This is a genomic window from Brevundimonas sp. FV1ps31S (genome assembly GCF_058681265.1).
The window spans coordinates 1,650,749-1,674,910 of sequence record NZ_CM178735.1; the positions used below are offsets into that span (position 1 = coordinate 1,650,749).

A 24,162-nucleotide genomic window follows, 5' to 3' on the forward strand; every position below is an offset into this window, starting at 1 on the left:
ACCTAGGGGGCGTCCATTTCCAGCGCTTCCAGCGCCGCCCGATGCGCCGCCATCCGACGGCGGCAGCGGCGGGCGTGACGCAGGTAGTAGCCGATGCAGATCACCAGGAAGCCGAACATTCCGGCGATGAATGCCCCGGCGGGTCCCCGCGCGGGATCGACCGTCGTCTGGATGACCAGCAGGAAGATCATGGCCGCCACGCTGATGGCGACGCCGGACAGGGCCCAGCGGTAGCCGGTGCGAGCCTGGCCCAGGGCGAAGCGAAGCCCGGCCTGGGGCGTCTCGGTCAATAGGCCGGGATGATCGCGTCGCGCCCAGACAGTCAGGCCCAGGGCCACGAGGACGAAGACCAGGCCGGCCGCGAGCGGGGCCAGGGGAATGCCGCGATACGCGCCCCAGCCCACGACCCCCAGCACGACGACCCCGCCGCCCATCTCCAGCCAGAAATTAAGCCGCGCCAGCCGGTCGCGGCGGCGCAGCGACCGGATGAAGCCGGCGTCCAGCCGGGGCTCGGGGTCGGGGGTCTCGGTCCAGGCCTGGGTCAGGTCGGTCCAGTCGTCATCAGGGCGGGTCATGGGCGGACCTCTTGGGACGGTGTGGGGTTCAGCGCCTCGCGCAGCGCCGCCTTGGCGCGGGTCAGGCGGATGGAGACGGCGTTTGGGTTCATCCCCAGCATGTCGGCGATCTCGGCCGGGGCGAAGCCTTCCAGGGTCAGAAGCGCCGGCTGGCGCAGCGACAGGGGCAGGGCGCGCACCGCCTGGCCCAGCCGGTCGTGCAGATCCCGCGTCTCGGCCGCCTCGTGCGGGGTGGGGGCGTCCGAAGGGGCGGCCTCGTCTAGCGGCTGGCGGCGCGGCTCGGCCGCCTCGCGCGCCACATGGGTGACGGCGCGGTTGTGGGCCACGCGGGCGATGAAATGGCGCAAGGGCGCCTCGCCCCGGTGCTTGGGCAGGGCGCGCCAGACGGCCAGCAATATGTCCTGCTCCAGCTCGCGCCGCCGCTCGCGATCCGCCTCATAGGCCGAGGCGATGCGGCGCAGCATGCCGCCGTGCTCGGCCAGCAGGGCCTCGAAGGTCTGGTCGCGTCCCAAGCGCGGCGGTCTCCGTGAAAAAATCGTCGGTCGGGATGAAAGACTCAGGAACCTGCCGAGACTTTCAGGTCAGGCGTCGAAAAACAAAGGAGTTCGCCATGACGATCGAGACGGGGACGGTAGAGACGCCGAAAAAGGGCGTGCTGACGCGCGGCAAGGGGTTCCTGAAGGCGCTGGCCCTGCTGCTGCTGGTCGGGGCGATCTGCGCCTGGATCGGCCTGGGGATCGGCCTCTATCTGGACGTGGATCGCGGCGCGCGCATCACCCTGGTCCTCGTCGCGGCGGTGACGACCGAGGCCCTGTTCTGGACCACGGCGGCCCTGCTGGGGGTGTCGGTGGTCGAGGCGCGCAAGCGGATCTGGCGCAAGATTACGGGACGGGGCCGCGACTGATCGTCGAAGCCGACGGAGGGGGGCCAGCTTCGGGCGCCGGCCGCGCGGCAAGCCCCCTCCACCACCGCGCAAGAGGCGCGGCGGTCCCCCTCCCCCAAGGGGGGAGGAATGCGAACGGTGATGACGACCGAGATCCTCCCCCCTTGGGGGAGGTGGCGCGGCGCAAAGCGCCGCGACGGAGGGGGCCCGGCTAGGCCTTGAGCCGCAACCCGATCCCCTCCAACACCCCGGCCATGTCCGCCAGCACATCCCGCGCCGGTATCCGCAGCACGGCGACGCCCCTCTGGGTCAGCCAGTCGGTGCGGCGGGCGTCATGCCGCGCCTGATCGGGCGTGTCATGGCTGGACCCGTCGATTTCCACCGCCAGCCGGGCCGCGTCGCAGTAGAAGTCGAGGATATAGGGCCCGATCGGATGCTGACGCCGGAACCGCGCGCCGCACAGCCCGCGTTTGCGCAGCGCCTGCCACAACAGGACTTCGGGCAGGGTCAGGCTGCGGCGGAGTTCACGCGCGCGATCCAGGGTTTTGCGTGATGCATCCATGGCGGGAATGTGCGCCGAGACCCGGTGCGCGGCAAGCCCCCTCCACCACCGCGCGAAGAGGCGCGGCGGTCCCCCTCCCCCAAGGGGGGAGGAATGCGAACGGCGATGACCGAAATCCTCCCCCCTTGGGGGAGGTGGATCGCCGGCGAAGCCGGCGAGACGGAGGGGGCGAGGTCAGTCGCGCGTGCGGCGCAGTCTCCCGGCCAGCTGTTCCGCCGCCGCCGTCACCTCGGCCCAGGTGACCTCGAGCCCGGCGTCGTCGCCGAAATAGGGATCGGTCACGGCCTGGCCCTCGCGGCCGGGCACGTGGTCGAGCAGCAGGCTGAGTACGGCGACCGCATCGGCGGGTTGGATCCGGCGCAGATTGGCCAGGTTGTCGTGGTCCAGGGCGATGACGTGGGTGAAGCGGCGGAAGTCCGCCGGCGTCACCTGCCGGCCCTGATAGCCGGAAATATCAATCCCATGTTTGCGCGCCACGGCCTGGGCGCGCGGATCGGGCGGATGGCCGACATGCCAGTTCCCCGTGCCGGCGGACTCGACGATCAGGTCGAGCCGCAGACGCTGGGCCTCGGCGCGGAGGGCGGCCTCGGCGAGGGGAGAGCGACAGATGTTGCCGAGGCAGACGAAGAGGATGGAGGGCATGGGGTGATCTTAGCGGATGAAGCCGTGTCGGGTTAGGGCGATGTCTCTCCACGCGTCATCCTCGCCCTTGTGGCGAGGATCCATACGCCCGGTGTGTCCGCAGGGTGCGCCGGCGTTGAGACCGGGAGTATGGATCCTCGGGACAAGCCCGAGGATGACGGTTTAGGGAACGGTGGTGGGGCGCCGGGGGGGGGGGGGCTCACCGCCGCCCGAACAGCTTCTCCAGATCGTGCAGCTTCAGCTCCACATAGGTCGGCCGCCCGTGGTTGCACTGGCCCGAATGGGGGGTGGCCTCCATCTGGCGGAGCAGGGCGTTCATTTCCGGGGCGGTGAGGATGCGGCCGGAGCGGACGCTGCCGTGGCAGGCCATGGTGCCGCAGACTTCGGCCATCCGCTCCTTCAGCGACAGGGCGGCGCCGTGTTCGGCTAAATCGTCGGCGATGTCGCGGATCAGGCCCTGGACGTCGGTGTCACCCAGCATGGCCGGGGTCTCGCGCACCAGGACGGCGCCGGCGCCGAAGGCCTCGACGATCAGGCCCATCTCGGCCAGTTCGTCGGCGCGCGAGGCGACGCGTTCGGCCTCGGCCGGGTCCAGATCGACCACCTCGGGCGTCAGCAGGGCCTGGCGGGTCACGGACCCCTCGGCCATCTGGGCCTTCATCCGCTCATAGACCAGTCGCTCGTGGGCGGCGTGCTGATCGACGATGACCAGGCCGTCGCGGGTCTGGGCGACGATATAGTTGGCGTGCAATTGGCCCCGGGCGGCGCCCAGGGGGTAGTCGAGCGGGTCGATGGGGGCGTGAGGGGTGAATCGAGGGTCGTGAGGGGCGGGGTCGGCGGGCGCTTGCTGGGGCCAGGCGGGGCCGTCCCAGCTGGGTTCGACGCGGGCGCTGCGTTCGTTGAGGCCGGGCAGGACTTGCGCGGCGGCGGCGGGCTGGGACCAGCCGGTCCAGCCGCTGAAGCCCTGGGCCGACGGAGAGCTGGGGCTGTAGGCGGGGCCCGTGGAGACGCCGGTGTGGGGCTGAAACCCGGCCATGGCGTCGGCGGCGACAGTGGTGGAGGCGCGGTGGCCGGCGGCGTGGAGGGCGTGGCGCAGGGCGCCGACGATCAGGCCGCGCACCAGGGCGGGGTCGCGGAACCGGACCTCGGCCTTGGCGGGGTGGACGTTGACGTCCACGTACAGCGGGTCGATGTCCAGGAACAGGACGGCGGCCGGGTGCCGGTCCCTGGCCAGAAAGTCGGCATAGGCGCCGCGCAGGGCCCCTTGCAGCAGCCGGTCCTTCACCGGGCGGCCGTTGACGAACAGATACTGATGCGCCGCATTGCCGCGCGAATAGGTGGGCAGGCCCGCATAGCCCGACAGGCGCACCCCGTCCCGCTCCTGATCGATCAGCAGGGCGTTGGCCTCGAAGTCGCGACCCAGCAGGGCCGAGAGCCTCTTCAGCCGGCCCTCGTCGCCGGGGTGTTCGGCGGGCAGGCGCAAGGCGACCTTGCCGTCCAGCGACAGGGTGAAGGCGACGGCCTCGTGCGCCATGGCCTGGCGTTTGATCTCTTCCGAAATGGCCATGGCCTCGGCCCGTTCGGACTTCATGAACTTGAGCCGGGCGGGGGTGGCGTAGAAGAGGTCGCGTACCTCGACCCGCGCGCCGTGCGGGCCGGGGAAGGGGGCGGGGGCCAGGGGACGGGTCGCGCCGCCCTCGACCTGGATGACCCAGGCCTCGGCCTCGTCACGCGACCGGGTGGTGATCGACAGGCGGGCGACCGAGCCGATGGAGGGCAGGGCCTCGCCCCGGAAGCCCAGGGTGTGGATGCGCAACAGGTCCACGTCGCCGGCGTCGTCGGGCTCCAGCTTGGAGGTGGCGTGGCGTTCGATGGCCAGGGGCAGTTCGGCTTTCGGGATGCCCTTGCCGTCGTCGGCGATCAGGATGCGCGACAGGCCGCCGCCGTCGGCCTGGATCTCGATATTGCGGCCTCCGGCGTCCAGGGCGTTCTCGACCAGTTCCTTGATGGCGCTGGCCGGCCGCTCGACCACCTCGCCGGCGGCGATGCGGTTGACGGTTTCGGGGGAGAGGCGGCGGATGGGCATCAGACCCGGCAAGATAGGGGGCTGAAGGGATTCGCGCCACGGCGGTTGAGACTTGCAGGCGAGGCGGGGCGTCTCGCGCCAGGTCTCGCGCCCGGTGTCGCGTCTGAGAACCGTTATCAATTAAAGGTTTGGGGCGTTTTGTCCATGCGCCGGACATGGACAAGCGCCGGAACCCGGCGCAAAGAACGGGAGAAGATCGCCATAAGCGAAAGAACCACTAGCTTGTTCGACTATAAAGCCGCCTTTGAAAACTCGGTGGAACAGGTGCGCGGCGAAGGGCGATATCGCGTCTTCGCCGACCTGAAACGCGTGCGCGGCCAGTTTCCGCAGGCGGTGCGTCGCCGCGAGGACGGGTCCGAACAGGACGTCGTGATCTGGTGCTCCAACGACTACCTCGGCATGGGCCAGCACGCGGACGTGCTGAAGGCCATGCAGGACGAGATAGAGGCGGTGGGCGCCGGGGCCGGCGGCACGCGCAATATCTCGGGGACGACGCGGTCGGCGGTCGATCTGGAAGCCGAGTTGGCGGACTGGCACCAGAAGGAGGCGGCGCTGCTGTTCACCTCGGGCTATGTCGGCAACGAGGCGACGCTTTCGACCCTGCAAAAGATCCTGCCCGGCCTGATCACCTTTTCCGACGCGCTGAACCACGCCTCGATGATCGCCGGCATCAGGCACGGCGGCGGCGAGCGTCATATCTTCAAGCATAACGACCTGGCCCATCTGGAGGCCCTGCTGGCCGCCGCCCCGGCCGGGGCGCCCAAGCTGGTGGCCTTCGAGAGCGTCTATTCGATGGACGGCGACATCGCCGACCTGGCCGGGACGGTCGCCCTGGCCAAGAAATATGGCGCCCTGACCTATCTGGACGAGGTCCATGCGGTCGGCCTGTATGGCGAAACCGGCGCCGGCGTGGCCGAGCGTGACGGCGTGCTGGACCAGATCGACATCATCGAATGCACCCTGGGCAAGGCCATCGGGGTCATGGGCGGCTATATCGCCGCCGACGCCGTGATCATCGACGCGGTGCGCAGCTGGGCCTCGGGCTTCATCTTCACCACCAGCCTGCCGCCGGCCCTGACGGCGGGGGCCCTGGCCTCGGTGCGGCATCTGAAGACCCATCCCGAGCTGCGGGTGCAGCATCAGGAACGCGCGGCGACCCTGAAGGCGCGGTTCGCCGCCGCCGGGATCCCCGTCATGGACTCAGAGAGCCATATCGTGCCCGTGCATGTCGGCAATCCCATCCACTGCAAGATGATCTCGGACATGCTGCTGGACGAGTACGGCGTCTATGTTCAGCCGATCAACTATCCGACCGTGCCCAAGGGGACCGAGCGGCTGCGCTTCACCCCTTCGCCGAACCATACCGATGAGATGATGGATCATCTGGTCCTGGCGATGGACCGGCTGTTCGCCCACTGCAATGTGGCGCGGCGGTCGGTGGCGGCCTGATCGTTTCGTGAAGACCCGCATTGGGCTATGATGGCGGCATGAACGTCCATCATCCTGCGCCGGACACGCCGCCCGAGGAGGTCGACCTTTTCGAGATGGCGAACCTGTATCCGCGACATACGGGCCTGCCGATGACCGTCTGGGTCAGCCCCAAAGGCCACGCCCGACATGACGCCCGGGTCAAGGTCTGCCGGGCGCACGGTGACCGTATGGACGTGGACGATATCGCGACCGTCAGCGTGCGGCCCGAGCCGGAACTGATCCACGGGCCTTTGCCCACTGCCGATCTGAAGGCGGTGCAGGCGTGGATTCGGCTGAACAGCGACGCCCTGATTGGATACTGGAACGGCGAGCTCGACACCGTCGATCTGTCGCGGGCGCTGAAGACGCTCTGATCATGGGCGACGGCGGCGAGATCATTGTCGAGTTCGTGCGCAACGGACCCTATATCAAATGCTCGGCCATCCATGTGGCGACCGGGCGCGAGGTCAGCGCCATGGGGCCGGTGAACGAGCCCAAGGCGGTGGAGCGGGTGGCGATCGCGAAGCTGAAGCGGGCGTTGGGGCGTTGAATTCTTTTTCCTTCTCCCGTGGGGAGAAGGTGGCCCGAAGGGCCGGATGAGGGACCCGCCGGTGGGCCAACTCGCACCACCTTACCCTCACCCTTTGGCTGCTTCGCGCCGCCCTTCGGGTCGCGCAAGACTGGTCGCTACGCTCTCAGGCGCTCAAGCCCTCTCCCGGCGGGAGAGGGAAGCTAAGACACAAGATATTGTGGTTCGGTCCGGTGCGGACTAGATAGGCGGCCTTCTCAGACGCGGGGATTCCGACGTGACCGCCTTCACCCATGACGCCTATTTCACCAAGACCCTGGCCGACGCCGATCCGGACGTCTTCAAGGCCATTCAGGGCGAGATGGGGCGTCAGAAGGAGCAGATCGAGCTGATCGCCTCCGAGAACATCGTCTCCCAGGCGGTGCTGGACGCGCAGGGCTCGGTCCTGACGAACAAATACGCCGAGGGTTATCCCGGTCGTCGCTATTATGGCGGCTGCGAATTCGTCGATGTGACCGAGGATCTGGCGCGCGAACGGGCCAAGAAACTGTTCGGCGCGGCCTTCGCCAATGTGCAGCCCCACTCGGGCGCGCAGGCCAACCAGGCGGTCTTCTTCACCCTGCTGCAACCGGGCGACACCTTCCTGGGCATGGACCTGGCCTGCGGCGGGCATTTGACGCACGGGTCGCCGGCGAACCAGTCGGGCAAGTGGTTCCGGCCCGTTACCTACAAGGTCACCGAAGACACCCATCTGATCGACTATGACCACGTGGCGGAGATGGCGCAGAAGGAGAAGCCGAAGCTGATCCTGGCGGGCGCCTCGGCCTATAGCCGTCACATCGACTTCAAGCGGTTCCGCGAGATCGCCGACAGCGTCGGCGCCTATCTGATGGTGGACATGGCCCACTATGCCGGCCTGGTCGCCGGGGGCGCCTATCCCGATCCGATCCCGCACGCACATGTCGTGACCACGACGACGCACAAGACCCTGCGCGGACCGCGCGGCGGCATGATCCTGTCCAACGACGCGGACCTGGGCAAGAAGATCAACTCGGCCGTCTTCCCCGGACTGCAGGGCGGGCCGCTGGAGCATGTGATCGCGGCCAAAGCCGTGGCCTTCGGCGAGGCGCTGCAGCCCGAGTTCAAACTGTACGCCCAGCAAGTGGTCAAGAACGCCCAGGCCCTGGCCGGCGTCCTGGTCGAGCGCGGCCTGGCCATCGTCTCGGGCGGCACCGACAGCCACCTGGCCCTGGTCGATCTGCGGCCCAAGGGCGTGACCGGCAAGGCGACCGAGCACGAGCTCGAAAAGGCGCTGATGACCTGCAACAAGAACGGCGTGCCGTTCGACACCGCCCCCTTCACCGTCACCTCGGGCGTTCGCCTGGGCACCCCGGCGGGCACGACGCGCGGATTCGGCGAGGACGAGTTCAAGCAGATCGGCCACTGGATCGCCGACGTCGTCTCGTCGATGAACGGCGGCGACGAAGCCGATCCGGCCGTGGTCGCGGGCGTGGCGGCCCAGGTGCGGGAGCTGACGAACCGCTTCCCCATCTACGGATGACCTGACCGATGAAGTGCCCCTTCTGCGGTCATCAGGACACCCAGGTTAAGGACAGCCGGCCGTCGGACGACGGCTCGGCGATCCGACGGCGGCGGTCCTGCCCCAACTGCAATGGGCGTTTCACCACCTTCGAGCGGGTGCAGTTGCGTGAGCTGGTCATCCTGAAGCGCAACGGGCGGCGCACGCCGTTTGAGCGGGACAAGCTGGAACGGTCGCTGGGTGTGGCCCTGCGCAAACGCCCGGTCCAGCCCGAACAGATCGAGCAGATGGTCAACCGGATCGTGCGTCAGCTGGAGAGCCTGGGCGAGACCGAGGTGCCGTCGAGCACGGTCGGGGACTTCATCATGAAGGCGCTGAAGGGCGTGGATGAGGTGGCCTATGTCCGCTACGCCTCGGTCTACAAGGACTTCCGCGCGACCGGCGATTTCGCCAAATTTTTAGGCGACGAAGGCTTCGACGAGCCCTCCGGCAAGGCCTGATGCGCGTCACCCTGAAGCTGGCGACGTCGCTGGACGGGCGGATCGCCACGGCCGAGGGCGAGAGCCGATGGATCACCGGCGAGGCGGCGCGGCTGGAAGGCCATCGGCTGCGCGCCGGACATGACGCCATACTGGTGGGCGTCGAGACGGTGCTGAAGGATGATCCCGAACTGACGGCGCGCCTGCCGGGGCGCAGCGTGGACCAGCCGCTGCGGGTGGTGCTGGACAGCCGGCTGAGGACGCCGACGACGGCGAAACTGGCGGGCGAGAACACGCTGATCCTGACGGCGGTTGAAGCGCGTGCGGTCGGCTCGGCTCAGGTGCGACAGGTCGAGGCCGAGGACGGGCGTCCGGCGATCCCGGCGGTGCTGAAGGCGCTGAAGGCGGCGGGGGTCGAGTCGGTGCTGATCGAGGGCGGGGGGCAGGTGGCGGCCGCCTTCCTGAGGGCGGGGGCGGTGGACCGGCTGGAGTGGTTCCGGGCGCCGATCCTGCTGGGCGGGGAGGGGCGGCCCTGTGTGGCGGCCCTGGCTCTTGCAAAGCTGGCGGAGGCCCCCAAGTTTTGTCGCCTGGGCGTCGAGCCCGTCGGAGACGACCTGTGGGAACGTTACGCGCGTTTCTGACGCCGTCGTTTCTGTTGATTTCAGACTGTGTTTTCGGGTCCGGAAGGGGCCAGCGCCGAAATGTTCACCGGAATCGTCACCGACATCGGGCGCGTTCGCGACGTCCGCGAGACCGAGCGGGATCGCCGCTATGAGATCCAGACCGCCTGGGACGTCGCCGGGATCGACCTGGGCGCCTCGATCAGCCACGCGGGCTGCTGCCTTACGGTGACGGAGAAGGGGCCGGATTGGTTCGCGGTCGAAGTGTCGAACGAGACCCTGTCCAAGACCACCCTGGGCGCCTGGAAGGCCGGCGACGGGATCAATCTGGAGCGGGCGGCCAAGCTGGGCGACGAGATGGGCGGCCATGTGGTGTCGGGCCATGTCGACGGCCTGGGCCGGGTCGTGTCGATCACGCCGGAGGGAGGGTCGCACCGGGTCGAGGTCGAGGCGCCGGCGCCCCTGCACCGCTATATCGCCGCCAAGGGCTCGATCACTGTCGATGGGGTGTCCCTGACGGTGAACAGCGTCGAGGGGCGGGTGTTTTCGTTGAATATCATCCCGCATACGTGGGATGTGACGACCCTGGGCCGCCTGAAGGTCGGCGATCCGGTCAATCTCGAGATCGACATGCTGGCGCGATACCTCGCGCGGTGGCAGGAGACGGCGTGATGCAGCTTGCAGCCAGTAATATGAACGACAGCCCGATCAGTCCCATCGAGGACATCCTGGAGGACGCCCGCAACGGCCGCCCCTACATCCTGGTGGACGCCGAGGATCGCGAGAACGAGGGGGACATCATCATCCCCGCCCAGTTCGCCACTCCTGAACAGATCAACTTCATGATCCGCCAGGCGCGCGGCCTGGTCTGTTTGGCCATTACCGCCGAGCGCGCGAACCAGCTGCGCCTGCCGCCGATGGCGGCGGACAATCGTGAGAGCATGAAGACCGCCTTCACCGTCTCGATCGAGGCCAAGGACGGCGTGACCACCGGCATTTCCGCCGCTGACCGGTCGCGCACCATCCATGTGGCGACGGACGCGTCGAAGGGCATGGACGACATCGTCTCGCCCGGCCACATCTTCCCCCTGGTGGCGCGCGACGGCGGGGTGCTGGTCCGCGCCGGCCATACCGAGGCGGCGGTGGACATCAGCCGCATGGCGGGCCTGACGCCGGCCGGGGTGATCTGCGAGATCATCAAAGACGACGGCGAGATGGCGCGGATGCCCGATCTGGTCGCCTTCGCCCAGCTGCACGGACTGAAGATCGGCACCATCGCCGACCTGATCGCCTATCGCCGCCGGACCGAGCGGTTCGTCGAGCGGGTCATGGATACGCCGTTCGAGAGCGTCCACGGCGGGCCGTTCCGCCTGATGCTGTATCGGAACACCATCGAGGGCGCGGAACACGTCGCCCTGGTCCACGGCAAGATCGATCCGTCCAAGCCGACCCTGGTGCGGATGCATCAGGTGGATTTCGCCTGCGACCTGTTGGGCCATGTCGAGACGCGCCAGGACTATGTGCCCAAGGCGCTGAAACAGATCACCGACCATGACGGTCCGGGCGTGGTCGTCTTCCTGCGCGATCCGTCGCTGAACTCGCTGGCGGAGCGGCTGGCGGGCGTGGACAAGCCGGCGGCGGTGGACCGGTCGCTGCGGGCCTATGGCGTCGGGGCGCAGATCCTGCTGGACCTGGGCGTCAAGGACATGATCGTGATGAGTTCGACGCGACCCGAACCGACGGCGCTGGAGGGCTATGGCCTGCGCATCGTCGGCTGGCGCGACATGGATGGAGAAGACAAGGCGTGACCGAGGCCCCCCGTATTCTGATCGTCGAGGCGCGCTTCTACGACGAGCTGGCCGACGCCCTGCTGGAGGGCGCCAAGGAGACGTTGAAGGCGCGCGGCGCCGAGTTCGACGTCGTCACCGTGCCCGGCGCCCTGGAGATCCCGGCCGTCATCGCCATGGCCGAGGAGGCCGGGCGGTTCCCGACCGCGCCCCGTTATGACGGCTATGTCGCCCTGGGCTGCGTGATCCGCGGCGAGACCTATCATTTCGAGATCGTCTCGGATCAGTCGGCGGCCGGTATTATGGCCCTGGGCGTCAAGGGTTTCATTATCGGCAACGGCATCCTGACGACCGAGGACGAGGACCAGGCCTGGGCGCGTGCGCGGCTTTCCGAAGGGGATAAGGGCGGTGGAGCGGCGAAAGCCTGCCTCGAGCTCATTGCATTGAAGAAGCGGTTGCGGCTAGGCCTCGGGGCATGACTGAACCGAACAGCGTCAAAGCCGTCCTCGAGCAACTGGCCGAGGCCGAGAAGCAGCGGGCCGAGCCCCATCTGAGCTCCAAACAGCGCCGGGCGCGCACCGTGTCGCGCCTGGCGGCCGTCCAGGCCCTGTATCAGATGGAGCTTGCGGGCGAGGGCGTGGAGACGGTGATCACCGAATTCTCCAACTTCCGCTTCGACACCGATATCGAGGGCGAGGCCCTGGCCGAGGCGGACGAGGCCTATTTCGCCGACATCGTGCGCGGCGTGATCGAGAGCCAGCGCGACATCGACGCCGCCGTCAAGGCGCGTCTGGCGTCCAACTGGAAGCTGGAGCGGATCGACGCCACCCTGCGCGCCCTGCTGCGCTGCGGGGCCTGGGAGCTGATCAAGCACCCGGAGACGCCGCGCGAAGTGGTGATCGACGAATATGTCGAACTGGCCAAGGCCTTCTTCGACGATGCCGAGGCGCGTTTCGTCAATGCGGCGCTGGACGGGGTGTCCAGAGACACGCGCAAATAATGCCGGCGCTCGACGTCGCGGGCGAGTTCGAGACGATCGAGAGGCTGCTGCGGCCCCTGGCCCATCCCGAATGGGGCAGGGGACTGGCCGATGATGTGGCGGTGCTGCCGTCGCGGGCCGGCTATGACCTGGTCCTGACCAAGGACGCCATCGTCGAGGGGGTGCATTTCCTGCCCGACGATCCGCTGGAGACCGTGGCGAAGAAGCTGCTGCGGGTGAACCTTTCGGATTTGGCGGCCAAGGGGGCCGAGCCCTTCGGCTATCTGATGGCCTGCTGCTGGTCCGAGCGGTGCGGCTGGCCTGAGCGCGAGGCCTTTGCGGCGGGGCTGGCCGAGGACCAGGCGCGGTTCGGCGTCTTCCTGATCGGCGGTGATACGGTGAAGACGCCGGGGCCGGCGGTCTTTTCCCTGACCGCCCTGGGCTGGGTTCCCGAGGGCGAGACGGTGTCGCGGGGCGGGGCCCAGGTCGGGGATCTGGTGTTCGTCACCGGGACCATCGGCGACGGATTGCTGGGTCTGCGGGCGGCGCGGGGCGAACTGTCGCTGGAGCCGGAGCGTCTGGAGGCCCTGATCACCCATTATCGCACGCCGGCGCCCCAGCTGGATTTCGCCAAGGTGGTGCGCGAGCTGGCGACGGCGGCGGCCGATGTGTCCGACGGATTGGCGGCCGATGTCGCCCATATCGCCAAGGCCAGCGGGCGGGGGGTCGAGCTGAACCTGGCGGTGCTGCCCTTGTCCGCCGCCGCGCAGTCCTGGCTCGACAACCGGGTCGATGAGCAGGCGGCCCTGTCGATCCTGGCGGCCGGCGGCGACGACTATCAGATCGTGTTTACGGCCCATCCCCGCCATGAGGAGACGCTGCGGCGCGAGGCCGAACGCCGTTTCACACGCCTGACGAAGATCGGAGCCGTGACCGATGGCGCGGGCGTGACCGTTCGCTACGCGGGTCGGGTTGTCCCCATGAAACAGGGCGGCTGGACCCACGACTGAGGCGGAAACAGAATCCTAACCGTGCACCGTTAAGCTGGCGGCCATGGATCGTAGAACCCTGATCACCGCCGCAAGCGCCGCACTGGCAGGGGCCGTCGCGACGGCGGCCGCGACACCCGCCGGCGCCTCGTCCAGCAAGACGCCTGCCGAGGCGCCGGCGCTGAGTCTGCCGGGACTGGGGCTGCCCGTCATCGCGGACGGCCGGGTTCGCAACTATGTCTTCGTGTCGCTGAAGCTGCATATCGGCGGGGGCAAGACGCTGGAGCAGATGCGGCTGAAGGAGGCCTTCTTCCGCGACGCCTTGGTCAAGGCCGCCCATCGCACGCCCTTCACCGTTCCAGGCGACTGGACCCGGCTGGACGAGGGGCGGCTGTCGGCGGCGCTGATGGCGGCGGCCAACGGCATTTCCGGGCGGGGCTCGGTCTCCCGGGTCGAAATCCTGAACCAGGCCCCCCGACGTCGGGCGGGCATGATCGCGGCGCGCTGAGCCGGCTGATCGATCACGGTTGCGTCAACGCGGTCCTCATGACACGCTGACCTTGCAAATCCCAAGGGACGCACTGACGCGTCCGCCGCGCTCGGGGGGACCGGAAGGCGGACAGAGGCGATAACGCCCGACCGCGCCAAGGCCCGTGCGCCTGTTGCAAGGGCATGGAAACGCCAATGACGATCTATCTTACGCTGGTCTTCGCGGCCGGTGTTCTGGCGGTGCTGTACGGCGCCGTTCAGACCGCCGCGCTGATGAAGGCGAGCACCGGTAATGACAAGATGCGAGAGATCGCGGCCGCCATCCAGGAAGGCGCCTCGGCCTACCTGAAGCGGCAATATCTGACCATCGGCCTGGTCGGGATCGTGATCCTGATCGCCGCCTATCTGCTGATCGGCGTCTATGCGGCGGTCGGTTTCGTGATCGGGGCCGTCCTGTCGGGCGCGGCCGGTTACGCCGGCATGCTGATTTCGGTGCGGGCCAATGTGCGTACGGCGCAGGCGGCGTCCGAAAGCCTGTCCAAGGGGCTGAACCTGGCCTTCCGGTCGGGGGCCATCACCGGCATGTTCGTGGCGGGCGGGGCCCTGATCGGGGTGTCGGGCTATTATATCGTGCTGACGCACCATATGGGGCTGGATCCGGTCGGGCGTGAAGTGATCGACGGCCTTGTGGCCCTGGGCTTCGGGGCGTCGCTGATCTCGATCTTTGCGCGACTGGGCGGCGGCATCTTCACCAAGGGCGCTGATGTCGGCGGCGACATGGTGGGCAAGGTCGAGGCCGGGATTCCCGAAGACGATCCCCGGAACGCCGCGACCATCGCCGACAATGTGGGCGACAATGTCGGCGACTGCGCCGGGATGGCGGCCGACCTGTTCGAAACCTATGCGGTGACGACGGTGGCGACCATGGTGCTGGCCGCCATCTTCTTCCGCGGCCAGCCCTATGTGGACACGCTGATGGTGCTGCCGCTGGCGATCTGTGCGGTCTGTATCGTCACCTCGATCATCGGCAGCTTCTTCGTGCGGCTGGGCAAGAGCCAGAACATCATGGGCGCCCTGTATCAGGGGCTGATCGTGACCGGCGTCCTGTCCATCGGCGCGGTCTGGTGGGTGATCGACCAGATGGTGACGGGACCGATCGTGACCGGAAGCGGCCTGACGATCCAGCCGATGGCCCTGTTCTGGTCCGGCATGGTCGGGCTGGCGGTGACGGCGGCCATCGTGGTGGTGACGGAATACTATACGGGGTCGAACTTCCGGCCGGTGCAGTCGGTGGCCAACGCCTCGGTGTCGGGTCACGGGACCAATGTGATCCAGGGGCTGGCGGTGTCGCTGGAGGCAACGGCGCTTCCGGCCCTGACCATCATCGTCGGCATCGTGGCCAGCTTCCAGCTGGCGGGCCTGTTCGGCATCGCCATCGCCACCACCACCATGCTGGGCGTGGCGGGGATGATCGTGGCGCTGGACGCCTTCGGGCCGGTGACGGACAACGCCGGGGGGATCGCCGAAATGGCGGGCCTGCCCAGCGAGGTGCGGCATTCGACCGATGCGCTGGACGCGGTGGGCAATACGACCAAGGCCGTGACCAAGGGCTACGCCATCGGTTCGGCGGGCCTGGGGGCGCTTGTGCTGTTCGCGGCCTATACGTCGGACCTGCAGTATTTCTCTGCCAATCCGGCGGACTATCCCTTCTTCGCCGACATGGGGCCGATCGCCTTTGACCTGACCAACCCCTATGTGGTCGTGGGCCTGCTGTTCGGGGGGCTGTTGCCCTTCCTGTTCGGCGGCATGTCGATGATGGCGGTCGGGCGCGCGGCCGAGGCCGTGGTCGCCGAGGTGCGGCGTCAGTTCCGCGAGAACCCCGGCATCATGACCTATCAGGTCAAGCCGGAATACGGCCGGGCGGTCGACATCCTGACCAGGGCGGCGATTCGCGAGATGATCGTGCCGTCGCTGCTGCCGGTGCTGTCGCCCATCGTCCTGTTCGTCGCGGTGCTGGCGATTTCGGACAAGGCCAACGCCTTCGCCTCGCTCGGCGCCATGCTGATGGGGGTGATCGTCACCGGTCTGTTCGTGGCCATATCGATGACCTCGGGCGGCGGCGCCTGGGACAACGCCAAGAAGGTGATCGAGGAAGGCTTCACCGACAAGAACGGCGTGGTCCACGGCAAGGGCTCGGAGGCGCACAAGGCGGCCGTGACCGGCGATACGGTGGGCGATCCCTACAAGGACACCAGCGGCCCGGCGGTGAACCCGATGATCAAGATCACCAATATCGTCGCCCTGCTGCTGCTGGCGGTGCTGGCGAGCGGAAATATCGGCTAGCCGACACGAAGACGCCCCGGAGAGCGATCTCCGGGGCGTTTTTCTTTTCGCGATGCGTCGGGCCCTTAGTCGGGACGACGTTGGCCGGGGGTGTCGTCCTCGGTGCGCGGCAGCTGGCCGCGGCCGACGTTGCCCAGCAGCTGTTCCAGCACGGTCAGGGCGCGGCCGCGGGTCGGGGTTTCCTTGGTGTTCATGGCGATCTGCTCGCCGTCGGTCAGGCCGAGGGTGCGGACGCCGGCGACCTTGTCGCCGTTCGGTTCGAAGGTGACTTCGGTGATGGTGCGGCTGGAGATGACCGGGCGGTTGTAGGTGTATTTCTCGGTCGTCTGGCTGATGTAGTACCAGACCTGGTCCGGCTCGAAGGTCGAAGTCGTCGAGGGCGAACCGAGGCGGGCCAGGACGGTTTCCTTGGTGTCGGTCCCCGCCACGATGTCCTGGGGCTTGGCGTCGATGGCCTGGAAGCCGTTGGAACCGATCGTCGGGGCGCAGGCGGCGGACAGGCCGGCCAGGGAAACGGCGACGAAAAGCGGGACGAAACGAGACATGATCGGGCGCCTGCGAGAGAACAAGGTCTTTGACCTAGACGGACCTGCGTCCTAGTTCAACGGCGCGGCGGAAAAGGGGCCGTATAAAACCATGCTGAAAAACCTGTTCAAACCCCGGACCGGCGTCCGTATCGGCGACGCGCTTTACGCCCTGGCGGTGGAACAGGCGCGAAATGTCGGCTTTTACATCCGCCTGGGCGTGGCCGACCGGATCGATGCGCGGTTCGAGCTCTATACATTGCACGTGCTGTTGCTGGTGCTGCGATTGCGCGATGAGAACACCGAAGCCGGGCGGGACGCGGCCCAGGCCCTGTTCGACGTCTATGTGTCGGCCCTGGACCATGCGCTGCGCGAAGAAGGCGTCGGCGACGTCTCGGTCGGCAAGAAGATGCGCAAGCTGGGCGAGGCCCTGTACGGGCGGATGAACGCCTATGAGACGCCGCTGCGCGACGACGATGCGACGGCCCTGGCCGAGGCCCTGGCGCGCAATGTCTACGGAAAGACGGGGGCCGAGCCAGGCGCGGAACGGGCGGCCGATCTGGCGCGCTACGCCCTGGCCGCGCGAGCCGGTCTGGCGGCGCAGAAATTCAACGAAGTGCTGGCGAAGCCAGCCTGGACGGATGTTTGAGACGATGAGCGTAAGCCTTCCTTACAGCGAGACGGTGCGGGTCAACCAGATCGGCGCCGGGCTGAGCCGGCGGCTGGAGCCGGACGCGGACGCGCGCAAGCGAATCGCGCGCGCCCTGGATCTTCAGGGGCTGGAGGACTTCGTCGTCGAGATCGAGGTCAAGCCGACCCCGTCGACCAGCGAATGGACGATGAAGGGGCGGGTCTCGGCCCATGCGGTCCAGACCTGCGGGCTGACGCTGGAGCCGCTGCCGGTCGATGTGGACCGCCGATTCTCGATCCAGCTGGTCGAGGCCGCGCCGCAGCAGACCGACGAGATCGAGGTCACCTTGGACGAGGAGGACGCCGACCTGATCGAGGACGGAAAGATCGACCTGGGCCAGTACGCGGTCGAGCAGCTGGTGCTGTCGCTGGATCCGTTCCCGCGCAAGCCGAACGCGGAGTTCGTGCAACCGGAAGAGCCTGCCGAAATCTCGCCCTTCGCTGCGCTGAAGGCCCTGAAGCCCCAGGACGATCAAGCCTGAGGTTGACGTAAGGGCCGGGTGGTTGCATCCCCCGACTTCGGCGCTATCGTCGAGCGCCCTATATACAGCGTCGCGCGACAAGACGACGCGGCTATTCGAGGTCCATTTGCCAGCCCCAGTTACGATCTCGCTTGACGCCATGGGCGGCGATCACGGGCCATCCGTCGTCGTCCCCGGCATCCGCAGCTATGTCCGCACCCATGGCGGGGAGGGGGTTCGCTTCCTGCTGCACGGCGACGAGGTCCAGATTCGCGCCGAGCTGGCGCGTTGCGACCTGACGCCCGAAACGGTCGAAATCCGCCACACCGACAAGGTCGTGGCCATGGACGAGAAGCCTGCCCAGGCCATGCGCCGGGGCAAGGGCTCCAGCCTGTGGAACGCCGTCGAGGCGGTGAAGACGGGCGAGGCCGGCGGCGTCGTCTCGGCCGGCAACACCGGCGCCCTGATGGCGATCTCCAAACTTATTCTGCGCATGTCGGCGCCGGGGCTGGAGCGGCCGGCCATCGTCGCCAGCTGGCCGACCTTCAAAGGCCATACGGCGGTTCTGGATGTGGGCGCCAATATCGGCAGCGACGCCGAACAGCTGGTCGAGTTCGCCATCATGGGCGAGGCCTTCCAGTCTGCGGTGCGGGGCATCGCCCGCCCGACCATCGGTCTGCTGAACGTCGGCTCGGAAGACATGAAGGGCAACGAACAGGTCAAGGAGGCGCACGCCATTCTGCGCGACGGCCCGTTCGATCTGAATTATCACGGCTTCGTCGAGGGCGACGACATCGCCAAGGGCACGGTGGACGTGGTCGTGACCGACGGCTTCACCGGCAATATCGCCCTGAAGACGGCCGAGGGCACGGCGCGCTATATCTCGGCCCTGCTGCGCGAGGCCCTGACCTCGAACCTGCAGTCCAAGCTGGGCGCCGCCATCGCCATGCCGGCGCTGAAGAAGATGCGCGAGAAGATCGATCCCAGCACCATCAACGGCGGCCCGCTGCTGGGGCTGAACGGGATTGTGGTGAAGAGCCACGGTGGCGCCGACGCCAAGGGATTCGGCAATGCGATCCGTATCGCGGTCGATCTGGCGCGTAGCGACTATATGAGCAAGGTGGGCGCCAACCTGGGCAAGCTGGACGCCGTGTTCGACCATTCCAGCCCGCCCGCCGCCCCCGCCGGAGAACCCCTTCAGTGAGCGTCACCCGCAGCGCCGTGACCGGCGTCGGCTCCTATCTGCCGGAGCAGATCGTCACCAACGCCGACCTGGCCAAGTTCGTCGACACCTCCGACGAATGGATTCAGGAGCGCACCGGCATCAAGCAGCGTCACAAGGCGCGCGACGACCAGCCGACCAGCGACCTGGCCGTGGAAGCCGCCAAGAAGGCCCTGGCTGACGCCGGCAAGACGGCGGCGGACGTTGACCTGATCATCGTCGCCACCACCACGCCCGACATGACCTTCCCCGCCGTCGCCTCGATCGTGCAGCACAAGCTGGGCGCCGGGGTGGGGGTGGCTTTCGACGTCCAGGCCGTTTGCTCGGGCTTCGTGTACGCCTTGAGCGTGGCCGACGGTTTCGTGGCGCGCGGCCTGGCGAAATGCGCCCTGGTGATCGGGGCCGAGGAAATGACGCGGCTGATGGACTGGACCGACCGGACCACCTGCGTCCTGTTCGGCGACGGCGCCGGCGCCGTGGTGCTGGAGCCGCGCGAGGGGCAGGGGACCTCGGCTGACCAGGGCATGCTGGGCTTCGCCCTGCGCGCCGACGGGTCGAAGACCGATCTGCTCTATGTCGACGGCGGCCCGGCCACGACCGGCACCGTGGGCCATCTGCGCATGGCCGGGAACCAGGTCTTCCGTCATGCCGTGGTCAATATCGCCGAAGGCATCACCGCCGCCTGCGCCGCCGCCGACATCGAGATCGCCGATGTGGACTGGTTCGTGCCGCACCAGGCGAACCAGCGGATCATCAAGGGGGTCGGCGACCGGCTGGGTCTGGACGAGAACAAGGTGATCTCGACGGTGGCCCTGCACGCCAACACCTCGGCCGCCTCGATCCCCCTGGCTCTGGACGCCGCAATCCAGGACGGACGGATCAGGAAGGGCGACATGGTCCTGCTGGAGGCCATGGGCGGCGGCCTGACCTGGGGCGCCTGCGCCCTCAGACTCTAAGTCCTGGCATAGGCATTGATTTTTCGGAGCCTTTGCGTCCCTATAGGGGCCACGGATCGCAACAAGCCGGGGATATGATGTCAGGCCAACAGACCGTAACGCGCGCCGACCTTTGCGAAGCCGTGCATGAAGAGGTCGGCCTGTCCCGGCAGGAATGTTCGGCCCTGGTCGAACGGACCCTGGAACTGATCGTGGAATCCCTCGAACAGGGCGACACGGTCAAGCTTTCCGGCTTCGGCGTCTTCCAGGTCCGCGAGAAGCGCGCCCGTATGGGGCGCAATCCCAAGACGGGCGAACCGGCGGCGATCAATCCGCGTCGGGTCATCAGTTTCCGCGCCTCCCAGATCATGAAGAGCCGGGTTCACGACGCCGTCGTCGAGGCCTGATTCCCTTGGCCAAGAGCGCCGACGCCTTCCGCACGATTTCCGAGGCGGCCGAGGAGGTCGGGGCGCCGCAGCACGTGCTGCGCTTCTGGGAAACCAAATTCAGCTTCGTGACGCCGGTGAAGCGCGCTGGCGGGCGCCGATTCTATCGCCCGCAGGATATCGCGGTGCTGAAGGCGATTCGACGGCTGCTGCATGACGACGGGCTGACGATTCGCGGAGTCCAGCGCCTGCACAAGGAACAGGGGCTCAAGAAACTGGTCGGCGCGGAGACCGCCGACCTGATCGAGACCGGGGTCGCAAGCCAAACGGCCCTACAATCGCATCCTGAGGCTTCGGAAACGCCGGCGCGACTGCACGCGGTCCTGGCGGATCTGGAACGTGCAAAGACCCGGCTGGACGCCGTTCTCGCGAGCTAGGTGGAAAAGCTGTTTTTAGGGTTTGCGGAGCGCGGAACCCCCGTCTATAGGGAGCGCCTTCGGAGCGTGGCGCAGCCTGGTAGCGCACTTGACTGGGGGTCAAGGGGTCGCAGGTTCGAATCCTGTCGCTCCGACCATTTAACCTTTGGTTTCATGGCGGATTTTAAGGGGTCGCTCTCGGGCGGCCCCTTAGCAATTGGGCTCCGTGGAGCCCCGTGCAGGCCGGTCATCGCTGTGCAGGTCCAGTCGAAATGATCCGTATCGCTGAAGCGAGCTCGCGAGCCGGCATAAGCCACAGTTTGAAACGCGCCAGGCGACGCGCGGCGTCGACAGGCCGGTGCGGCCGCATCGGCCTCGGGTGGCCGCCTCGCAGCTGAAGCCGGTGAGCCCTGGCGAATCTGAACACCGCCGTGATCCCATTTCGTAACGGCTATTTGGAGCCTGTTCTGTCCGCCGGGCCTGGATTCCAGGTTGTTTCAAAATGGGACCTATCGCAGGACGCCTGCAGCGCCTATTGCAGGCGCCTCAGGTGAAAAGGTTTGTATTACATATGAGTTTTGGCTCGGGGGCGGCGCGGGGGCCCGGCCAAGCGGCGTTCGTGGCTTCGTCGAAGGTCGGGCTGGGCACGGTGTTGCTTCTGGCGTCTGTGCAATTCGCCGCCTTTGTCGATCGTGCCGTGCCGTCTGTCGTCGCTGAATCGCTGAAGGGCGAGTTCGGCCTGACAGACCGGCAGATCGGCGCCCTGCAGGGGCCCGCCTTCGCGCTGACCTATGCGGCGGCCATGCTGGCGGCGGGGCACTGGGGGCGGCGGATCGAGCCCTTCCGGCTGATGGCGCTTTGCGTGGCCGTCTGGACGGCCGGCGGCGTCGCCTTCGCCCTGGCGCCGAGTTATGAAGTCCTGATGGCTGCGCGGATGGTGCTGGGGGTCGGCCAGGCCGCTCTCGCGCCTGCTGCGCTTATGATCCTTGGATCGTCGGACGTCGGCATCGGGCGCGCGCGCGCTGTTTCCATGTTCACAAGCGGGTCAGCCGCCGGACGAAGCGGCAGCTTCTTTCTGGTTGGCGCAATTCTGTTGGTGGTCGGAGGGCAGACCGTGGCGGGCCTTTCACCCTGGCGCTCGGCCTCCCTGATTCCGATCCTCCTCAACCTCGGCCTGATCCTCGGTCTTCTCTGGGAGGCGCGGGGACGTCGGATGGTTTCGGCGGAACCGACACAGGGCCTGCGCACGGCCGTCAGTTGGCTCGCCGGGGAAGGACGAGTGGTGTTCGGGCTTATGGGGGCAAGCGCCGGGTGCGTGCTGTCGATTCAGGCGGCGGGGGCCTGGATGCCGTCCATCCTTGCGCGCGCCCATGAACTCAGCAGCGGTCAGGCCGCAATCTTGGTCGGCTGCCTGGTGCTGGTCGCGGCCCCGGCGGGGCATTTGACGGCCGGATGGCTGTTGGGGCTCGAACGCGTGAAGGCGGGGGGACCCGCGCCGGTCATGGTGAGCGCCTTGGCCGTTTCGGTCTTCGCCGCCTTCGGATTGATGGTCACGACCTGGCTGCCGATGACGCTTGCATGCCTGAGCCTTCTTGTCGCGAGCAGCGGCATGGCGGCCGCGTCCGCGCTGATCGGATTGCAGCCGCTGACGCCTGATCCGATCCGCGGCGGCGTGAATGCCATCTTCCTGGCCGCCGTGGCCGTCGTCGGCGTCGGTCTTGGGCCGTGGGTCACCGGTGTTGTCAGCGACCGGAATATCGATCCGAAGTTCGGTCTTGCGACCAGCCTGGCGTGTATCGTCATGGTTGTGGCGGTAGCCGTGATTCCCCTCGCGCTTTGGCAAGGCCGGCGCTGGATTTCAGCCTCAAGGGACCCCGGGTTCGGATCTGAACCCCCGCGCATGCCGGTGGAGTGTAATTCCCCAATCGGGCGAAATGCATAAAAACCCTAGTGAAAATAATATCGTCCACAGCGATATACCCAAATCTGGCGACGCTTAATGGTTTCTTAACTGCAACAGTCCGGTCAGCGAGACGCCCGAACCCAGGGCGCCGCGGGGGGACGGGCATTGCACGCTATCCAGCACGCGAATGTCGGCGGTGAGCCGACGTGGATGCGCCGCCGTGCGCGATACCTAACCGGTGGCGCCGCCGTGGGTCTGGCGATCCTCGCTGTCCTTGGATCCGGAGCGCCTGTCGTGGCGCAGGACGCCGGTGTCGACATCACCGTCTCAGCCGTCATTCCCGGGCGGTGCGGCTTCAGTCGGATTGCGCCGACGCCGTTGCGCGGGATCACGCCGGATCTGGAGACGGCCCAGTCCTTCAGCCTCGCTCTGCCGCTCGACTGCAACACGCCTTTCGCCGTCGGGGTTCGCGGGGAAAAGGGCCGGCTGGTCAACACCACCGGCGCACCCGACGGATCGGGATACGCCTTCGACAAGACGTATGGCGTACGTCTGACGCTGCAAACCAGCGAAGGCGACGTGCGCAGCGGGCGCTGCCTGTCCGATCAGATCGTGGCCGGTGGAAACTGCGACTTCGCGTCGGATCAGCCGGGCAGGGGCCTGGGCTCGGGTTCAGGCATCGCCGCGCCAGGCGGCGTGACCCTGACCATCGACTGGCCGGACCAGTCCACGCTGAACCAGCGGCTCGCCGCTGGGGACTACAGCGACACCATTACTCTGGTCGTCGGAGCGCGCGCCTGATGCGCGCGCCTTCAGCCGGGTCGGCGCACGGCGCCTTACCGAATTCGTCGATCGCATTTTGCGGCCGACGGAGACTTCGACGGGCCTTTCGCCCGCTCGAAAACACGCCGGGCTTCTCCGGCGCTCAATCCAAGACGGAGACTAACCCTATGAAGCGTATCGTTTTCGCGGCCTCGGCCGCGGCTCTCGCCCTGACCGCCGGCGCCGCCTCGGCTCAAGACAGCCAATCCGTCGCGATCAACGCCTCGGTCGCCGCCAAGTGCGGCGTCTCGGCTCAAGCCACCACCGTGACCCTGGCCGGCGACCTGACTGACTCGGAAGCCAAGGTCCGCAGCGGCGTGACGACTGAAATCGCAGACGCCCTGAACGGCGCCCGCATCGTCGCCTTCTGCAACGGCGTGAACAACTCGGTCACCGTCGACCGCGCCGTTCTGGCCCGCACCGGCGCCACCGGCAACGGCCTGACCGAGGGCGGCTTCGCCCAGTTCATCCGCTATAACCTGGACACCACGATCAACGGCCTGGCTCTGGACACCACCAGCACCGCCGGCGCCTCGAACGTGGCCCAGCGCTTCGGCGGCCACGTCAGCCTGAGCGACAGCAACACGCACGTTCGTTTCGCCCAAGCGGCGTCGAACGGCGGCGCTGTGGCGACTTCGGGTGGTTCGAGCGACATCGCGACCAACTGGGGTTCCAGCACGGACCGTAGGCTGGCCGCTGGCACCTACACCGGCTCGGTCAATGTGACCGTTGCTCCGGGCGCCTAAGCCTCACTAAGCGCCGGCGTCCCATGGACGTCGGTGTCTGTCGGACCGGCCCCGCACAGGGCCGGTCCGACCCCCTTTCGATCT

Annotated in this window: 29 protein-coding genes and 1 tRNA gene; 24 read left to right on the forward strand and 6 right to left on the reverse strand. The window is 67.6% G+C overall.

The window, feature by feature from the left end:
* Positions 1 to 2: 2 nt before the first annotated feature.
* Positions 3 to 575 carry a hypothetical protein gene (locus ACVPT3_RS07775; RefSeq protein ID WP_492043564.1) on the reverse strand — a complete coding sequence of 191 codons (573 nt, stop codon included), beginning with the start codon at positions 573 to 575 and terminating at the stop codon, positions 3 to 5.
* Positions 572 to 1,087: an RNA polymerase sigma factor gene (locus tag ACVPT3_RS07780; RefSeq protein ID WP_271165858.1), complete on the reverse strand. Its 516-nt coding sequence runs from the start codon at positions 1,085 to 1,087 to the stop codon at positions 572 to 574. Before ACVPT3_RS07780 ends, ACVPT3_RS07775 begins: the two co-directional genes overlap by 4 nt.
* Before the next feature lie 98 nt (positions 1,088 to 1,185).
* Here ACVPT3_RS07780 and ACVPT3_RS07785 point away from each other — a divergent pair, with 98 nt between their 5' ends.
* On the forward strand, positions 1,186 to 1,479 hold the full coding sequence (locus ACVPT3_RS07785) for a hypothetical protein (RefSeq protein ID WP_492043565.1): 294 nt from the start codon (positions 1,186 to 1,188) through the stop codon (positions 1,477 to 1,479).
* 190 nt (positions 1,480 to 1,669) lie between these two features.
* Here ACVPT3_RS07785 and ACVPT3_RS07790 read toward each other — a convergent pair whose 3' ends face one another.
* The 3 genes from ACVPT3_RS07790 to mutL all read right to left on the reverse strand — a co-directional run bounded on the left by ACVPT3_RS07790 (position 1,670) and on the right by mutL (position 4,748).
* A complete protein-coding gene (locus ACVPT3_RS07790) occupies positions 1,670 to 2,020 on the reverse strand; it encodes an endonuclease domain-containing protein (protein ID WP_492043566.1) in 351 nt (116 codons plus the stop codon).
* A 174-nt stretch (positions 2,021 to 2,194) separates the two neighbouring features.
* Positions 2,195 to 2,662 (reverse strand): low molecular weight protein-tyrosine-phosphatase, encoded by a 468-nt coding sequence (locus ACVPT3_RS07795; RefSeq protein ID WP_492043567.1) that lies wholly within the window; start codon positions 2,660 to 2,662, stop codon positions 2,195 to 2,197.
* A gap of 199 nt (positions 2,663 to 2,861) precedes the next feature.
* A complete protein-coding gene (gene mutL / locus ACVPT3_RS07800; RefSeq protein ID WP_492043568.1) occupies positions 2,862 to 4,748 on the reverse strand; it encodes a DNA mismatch repair endonuclease MutL in 1,887 nt (628 codons plus the stop codon).
* Between the two features lie 222 nt (positions 4,749 to 4,970).
* On the opposite strand from mutL, the gene hemA reads away from it, so the two are divergent.
* From hemA to ACVPT3_RS07865, 13 genes are all read left to right on the forward strand, one after another.
* Positions 4,971 to 6,197, forward strand: a complete 1,227-nt coding sequence (gene hemA / locus ACVPT3_RS07805) for a 5-aminolevulinate synthase (protein WP_492043569.1) — start codon at positions 4,971 to 4,973, stop codon at positions 6,195 to 6,197.
* Between the two features lie 38 nt (positions 6,198 to 6,235).
* On the forward strand, positions 6,236 to 6,592 hold the full coding sequence (locus ACVPT3_RS07810) for a hypothetical protein (protein WP_492043570.1): 357 nt from the start codon (positions 6,236 to 6,238) through the stop codon (positions 6,590 to 6,592).
* Between the two features lie 2 nt (positions 6,593 to 6,594).
* Positions 6,595 to 6,768, forward strand: a complete 174-nt coding sequence (locus ACVPT3_RS07815; RefSeq protein WP_492043571.1) for a DUF6898 family protein — start codon at positions 6,595 to 6,597, stop codon at positions 6,766 to 6,768.
* Between the two features lie 256 nt (positions 6,769 to 7,024).
* Positions 7,025 to 8,308: a serine hydroxymethyltransferase gene (gene glyA / locus ACVPT3_RS07820; RefSeq protein ID WP_492043572.1), complete on the forward strand. Its 1,284-nt coding sequence runs from the start codon at positions 7,025 to 7,027 to the stop codon at positions 8,306 to 8,308.
* A gap of 8 nt (positions 8,309 to 8,316) precedes the next feature.
* Positions 8,317 to 8,787, forward strand: a complete 471-nt coding sequence (gene nrdR, locus ACVPT3_RS07825; RefSeq protein ID WP_183195385.1) for a transcriptional regulator NrdR — start codon at positions 8,317 to 8,319, stop codon at positions 8,785 to 8,787.
* Entirely contained in the window at positions 8,787 to 9,407 is a 621-nt protein-coding gene (locus ACVPT3_RS07830) for a RibD family protein (protein ID WP_492043573.1), read from the forward strand. The genes nrdR and ACVPT3_RS07830 overlap by 1 nt, the downstream gene beginning before the upstream one ends.
* 60 nt (positions 9,408 to 9,467) lie before the next feature.
* Positions 9,468 to 10,058 (forward strand): riboflavin synthase, encoded by a 591-nt coding sequence (locus ACVPT3_RS07835; RefSeq protein ID WP_492043574.1) that lies wholly within the window; start codon positions 9,468 to 9,470, stop codon positions 10,056 to 10,058.
* Between the two features lie 20 nt (positions 10,059 to 10,078).
* The gene (gene ribB / locus ACVPT3_RS07840) at positions 10,079 to 11,194 is read left to right on the forward strand and encodes a 3,4-dihydroxy-2-butanone-4-phosphate synthase (RefSeq protein WP_492043575.1); all 1,116 of its coding nucleotides are present in this window, start codon (positions 10,079 to 10,081) and stop codon (positions 11,192 to 11,194) included.
* Positions 11,191 to 11,652, forward strand: coding sequence for a 6,7-dimethyl-8-ribityllumazine synthase (gene ribH / locus ACVPT3_RS07845; protein WP_492043576.1), 462 nt, complete (start codon positions 11,191 to 11,193; stop codon positions 11,650 to 11,652). The genes ribB and ribH overlap by 4 nt, the downstream gene beginning before the upstream one ends.
* Positions 11,649 to 12,173, forward strand: coding sequence for a transcription antitermination factor NusB (gene nusB, locus ACVPT3_RS07850; RefSeq protein WP_492043577.1), 525 nt, complete (start codon positions 11,649 to 11,651; stop codon positions 12,171 to 12,173). The genes ribH and nusB overlap by 4 nt, the downstream gene beginning before the upstream one ends.
* A complete protein-coding gene (thiL, locus tag ACVPT3_RS07855; protein ID WP_492043578.1) occupies positions 12,173 to 13,162 on the forward strand; it encodes a thiamine-phosphate kinase in 990 nt (329 codons plus the stop codon). Before nusB ends, thiL begins: the two co-directional genes overlap by 1 nt.
* 43 nt (positions 13,163 to 13,205) lie before the next feature.
* Entirely contained in the window at positions 13,206 to 13,649 is a 444-nt protein-coding gene (locus ACVPT3_RS07860; RefSeq protein WP_492043579.1) for a hypothetical protein, read from the forward strand.
* Positions 13,650 to 13,825: 176 nt separating this feature from the next.
* Positions 13,826 to 15,973: a sodium-translocating pyrophosphatase gene (locus ACVPT3_RS07865; RefSeq protein ID WP_492043580.1), complete on the forward strand. Its 2,148-nt coding sequence runs from the start codon at positions 13,826 to 13,828 to the stop codon at positions 15,971 to 15,973.
* Between the two features lie 65 nt (positions 15,974 to 16,038).
* On the opposite strand, the gene ACVPT3_RS07870 is transcribed toward ACVPT3_RS07865, so the two are convergent.
* Positions 16,039 to 16,518: an outer membrane protein assembly factor BamE gene (locus ACVPT3_RS07870; protein WP_492043581.1), complete on the reverse strand. Its 480-nt coding sequence runs from the start codon at positions 16,516 to 16,518 to the stop codon at positions 16,039 to 16,041.
* A 91-nt stretch (positions 16,519 to 16,609) separates the two neighbouring features.
* Between ACVPT3_RS07870 and ACVPT3_RS07875 the strand changes: the two genes are divergently transcribed.
* From ACVPT3_RS07875 to ACVPT3_RS07920, 10 genes are all read left to right on the forward strand, one after another.
* Positions 16,610 to 17,146: a ubiquinol-cytochrome C chaperone family protein gene (locus tag ACVPT3_RS07875; RefSeq protein ID WP_492043582.1), complete on the forward strand. Its 537-nt coding sequence runs from the start codon at positions 16,610 to 16,612 to the stop codon at positions 17,144 to 17,146.
* Positions 17,147 to 17,150: 4 nt separating this feature from the next.
* Positions 17,151 to 17,669, forward strand: a complete 519-nt coding sequence (locus ACVPT3_RS07880) for a YceD family protein (RefSeq protein ID WP_492043583.1) — start codon at positions 17,151 to 17,153, stop codon at positions 17,667 to 17,669.
* A gap of 106 nt (positions 17,670 to 17,775) precedes the next feature.
* The gene (gene plsX, locus ACVPT3_RS07885) at positions 17,776 to 18,852 is read left to right on the forward strand and encodes a phosphate acyltransferase PlsX (RefSeq protein WP_492043584.1); all 1,077 of its coding nucleotides are present in this window, start codon (positions 17,776 to 17,778) and stop codon (positions 18,850 to 18,852) included.
* The gene (locus ACVPT3_RS07890; protein WP_492043585.1) at positions 18,849 to 19,826 is read left to right on the forward strand and encodes a beta-ketoacyl-ACP synthase III; all 978 of its coding nucleotides are present in this window, start codon (positions 18,849 to 18,851) and stop codon (positions 19,824 to 19,826) included. The genes plsX and ACVPT3_RS07890 overlap by 4 nt, the downstream gene beginning before the upstream one ends.
* Positions 19,827 to 19,903: 77 nt before the next feature.
* On the forward strand, positions 19,904 to 20,212 hold the full coding sequence (locus ACVPT3_RS07895; RefSeq protein WP_292117651.1) for an integration host factor subunit alpha: 309 nt from the start codon (positions 19,904 to 19,906) through the stop codon (positions 20,210 to 20,212).
* A 5-nt stretch (positions 20,213 to 20,217) separates the two neighbouring features.
* Positions 20,218 to 20,628, forward strand: coding sequence for a MerR family transcriptional regulator (locus tag ACVPT3_RS07900; RefSeq protein WP_492043586.1), 411 nt, complete (start codon positions 20,218 to 20,220; stop codon positions 20,626 to 20,628).
* A 60-nt stretch (positions 20,629 to 20,688) separates the two neighbouring features.
* A tRNA-Pro gene (locus ACVPT3_RS07905) sits at positions 20,689 to 20,765 on the forward strand.
* A gap of 461 nt (positions 20,766 to 21,226) precedes the next feature.
* Complete coding sequence (locus ACVPT3_RS07910) at positions 21,227 to 22,549, forward strand: MFS transporter (RefSeq protein WP_492043587.1); 1,323 nt, start codon at positions 21,227 to 21,229, stop codon at positions 22,547 to 22,549.
* Between the two features lie 255 nt (positions 22,550 to 22,804).
* A complete protein-coding gene (locus ACVPT3_RS07915) occupies positions 22,805 to 23,311 on the forward strand; it encodes a hypothetical protein (RefSeq protein WP_492043588.1) in 507 nt (168 codons plus the stop codon).
* A gap of 149 nt (positions 23,312 to 23,460) precedes the next feature.
* Complete coding sequence (locus ACVPT3_RS07920) at positions 23,461 to 24,078, forward strand: hypothetical protein (RefSeq protein WP_492043589.1); 618 nt, start codon at positions 23,461 to 23,463, stop codon at positions 24,076 to 24,078.
* Positions 24,079 to 24,162: the final 84 nt, after the last annotated feature.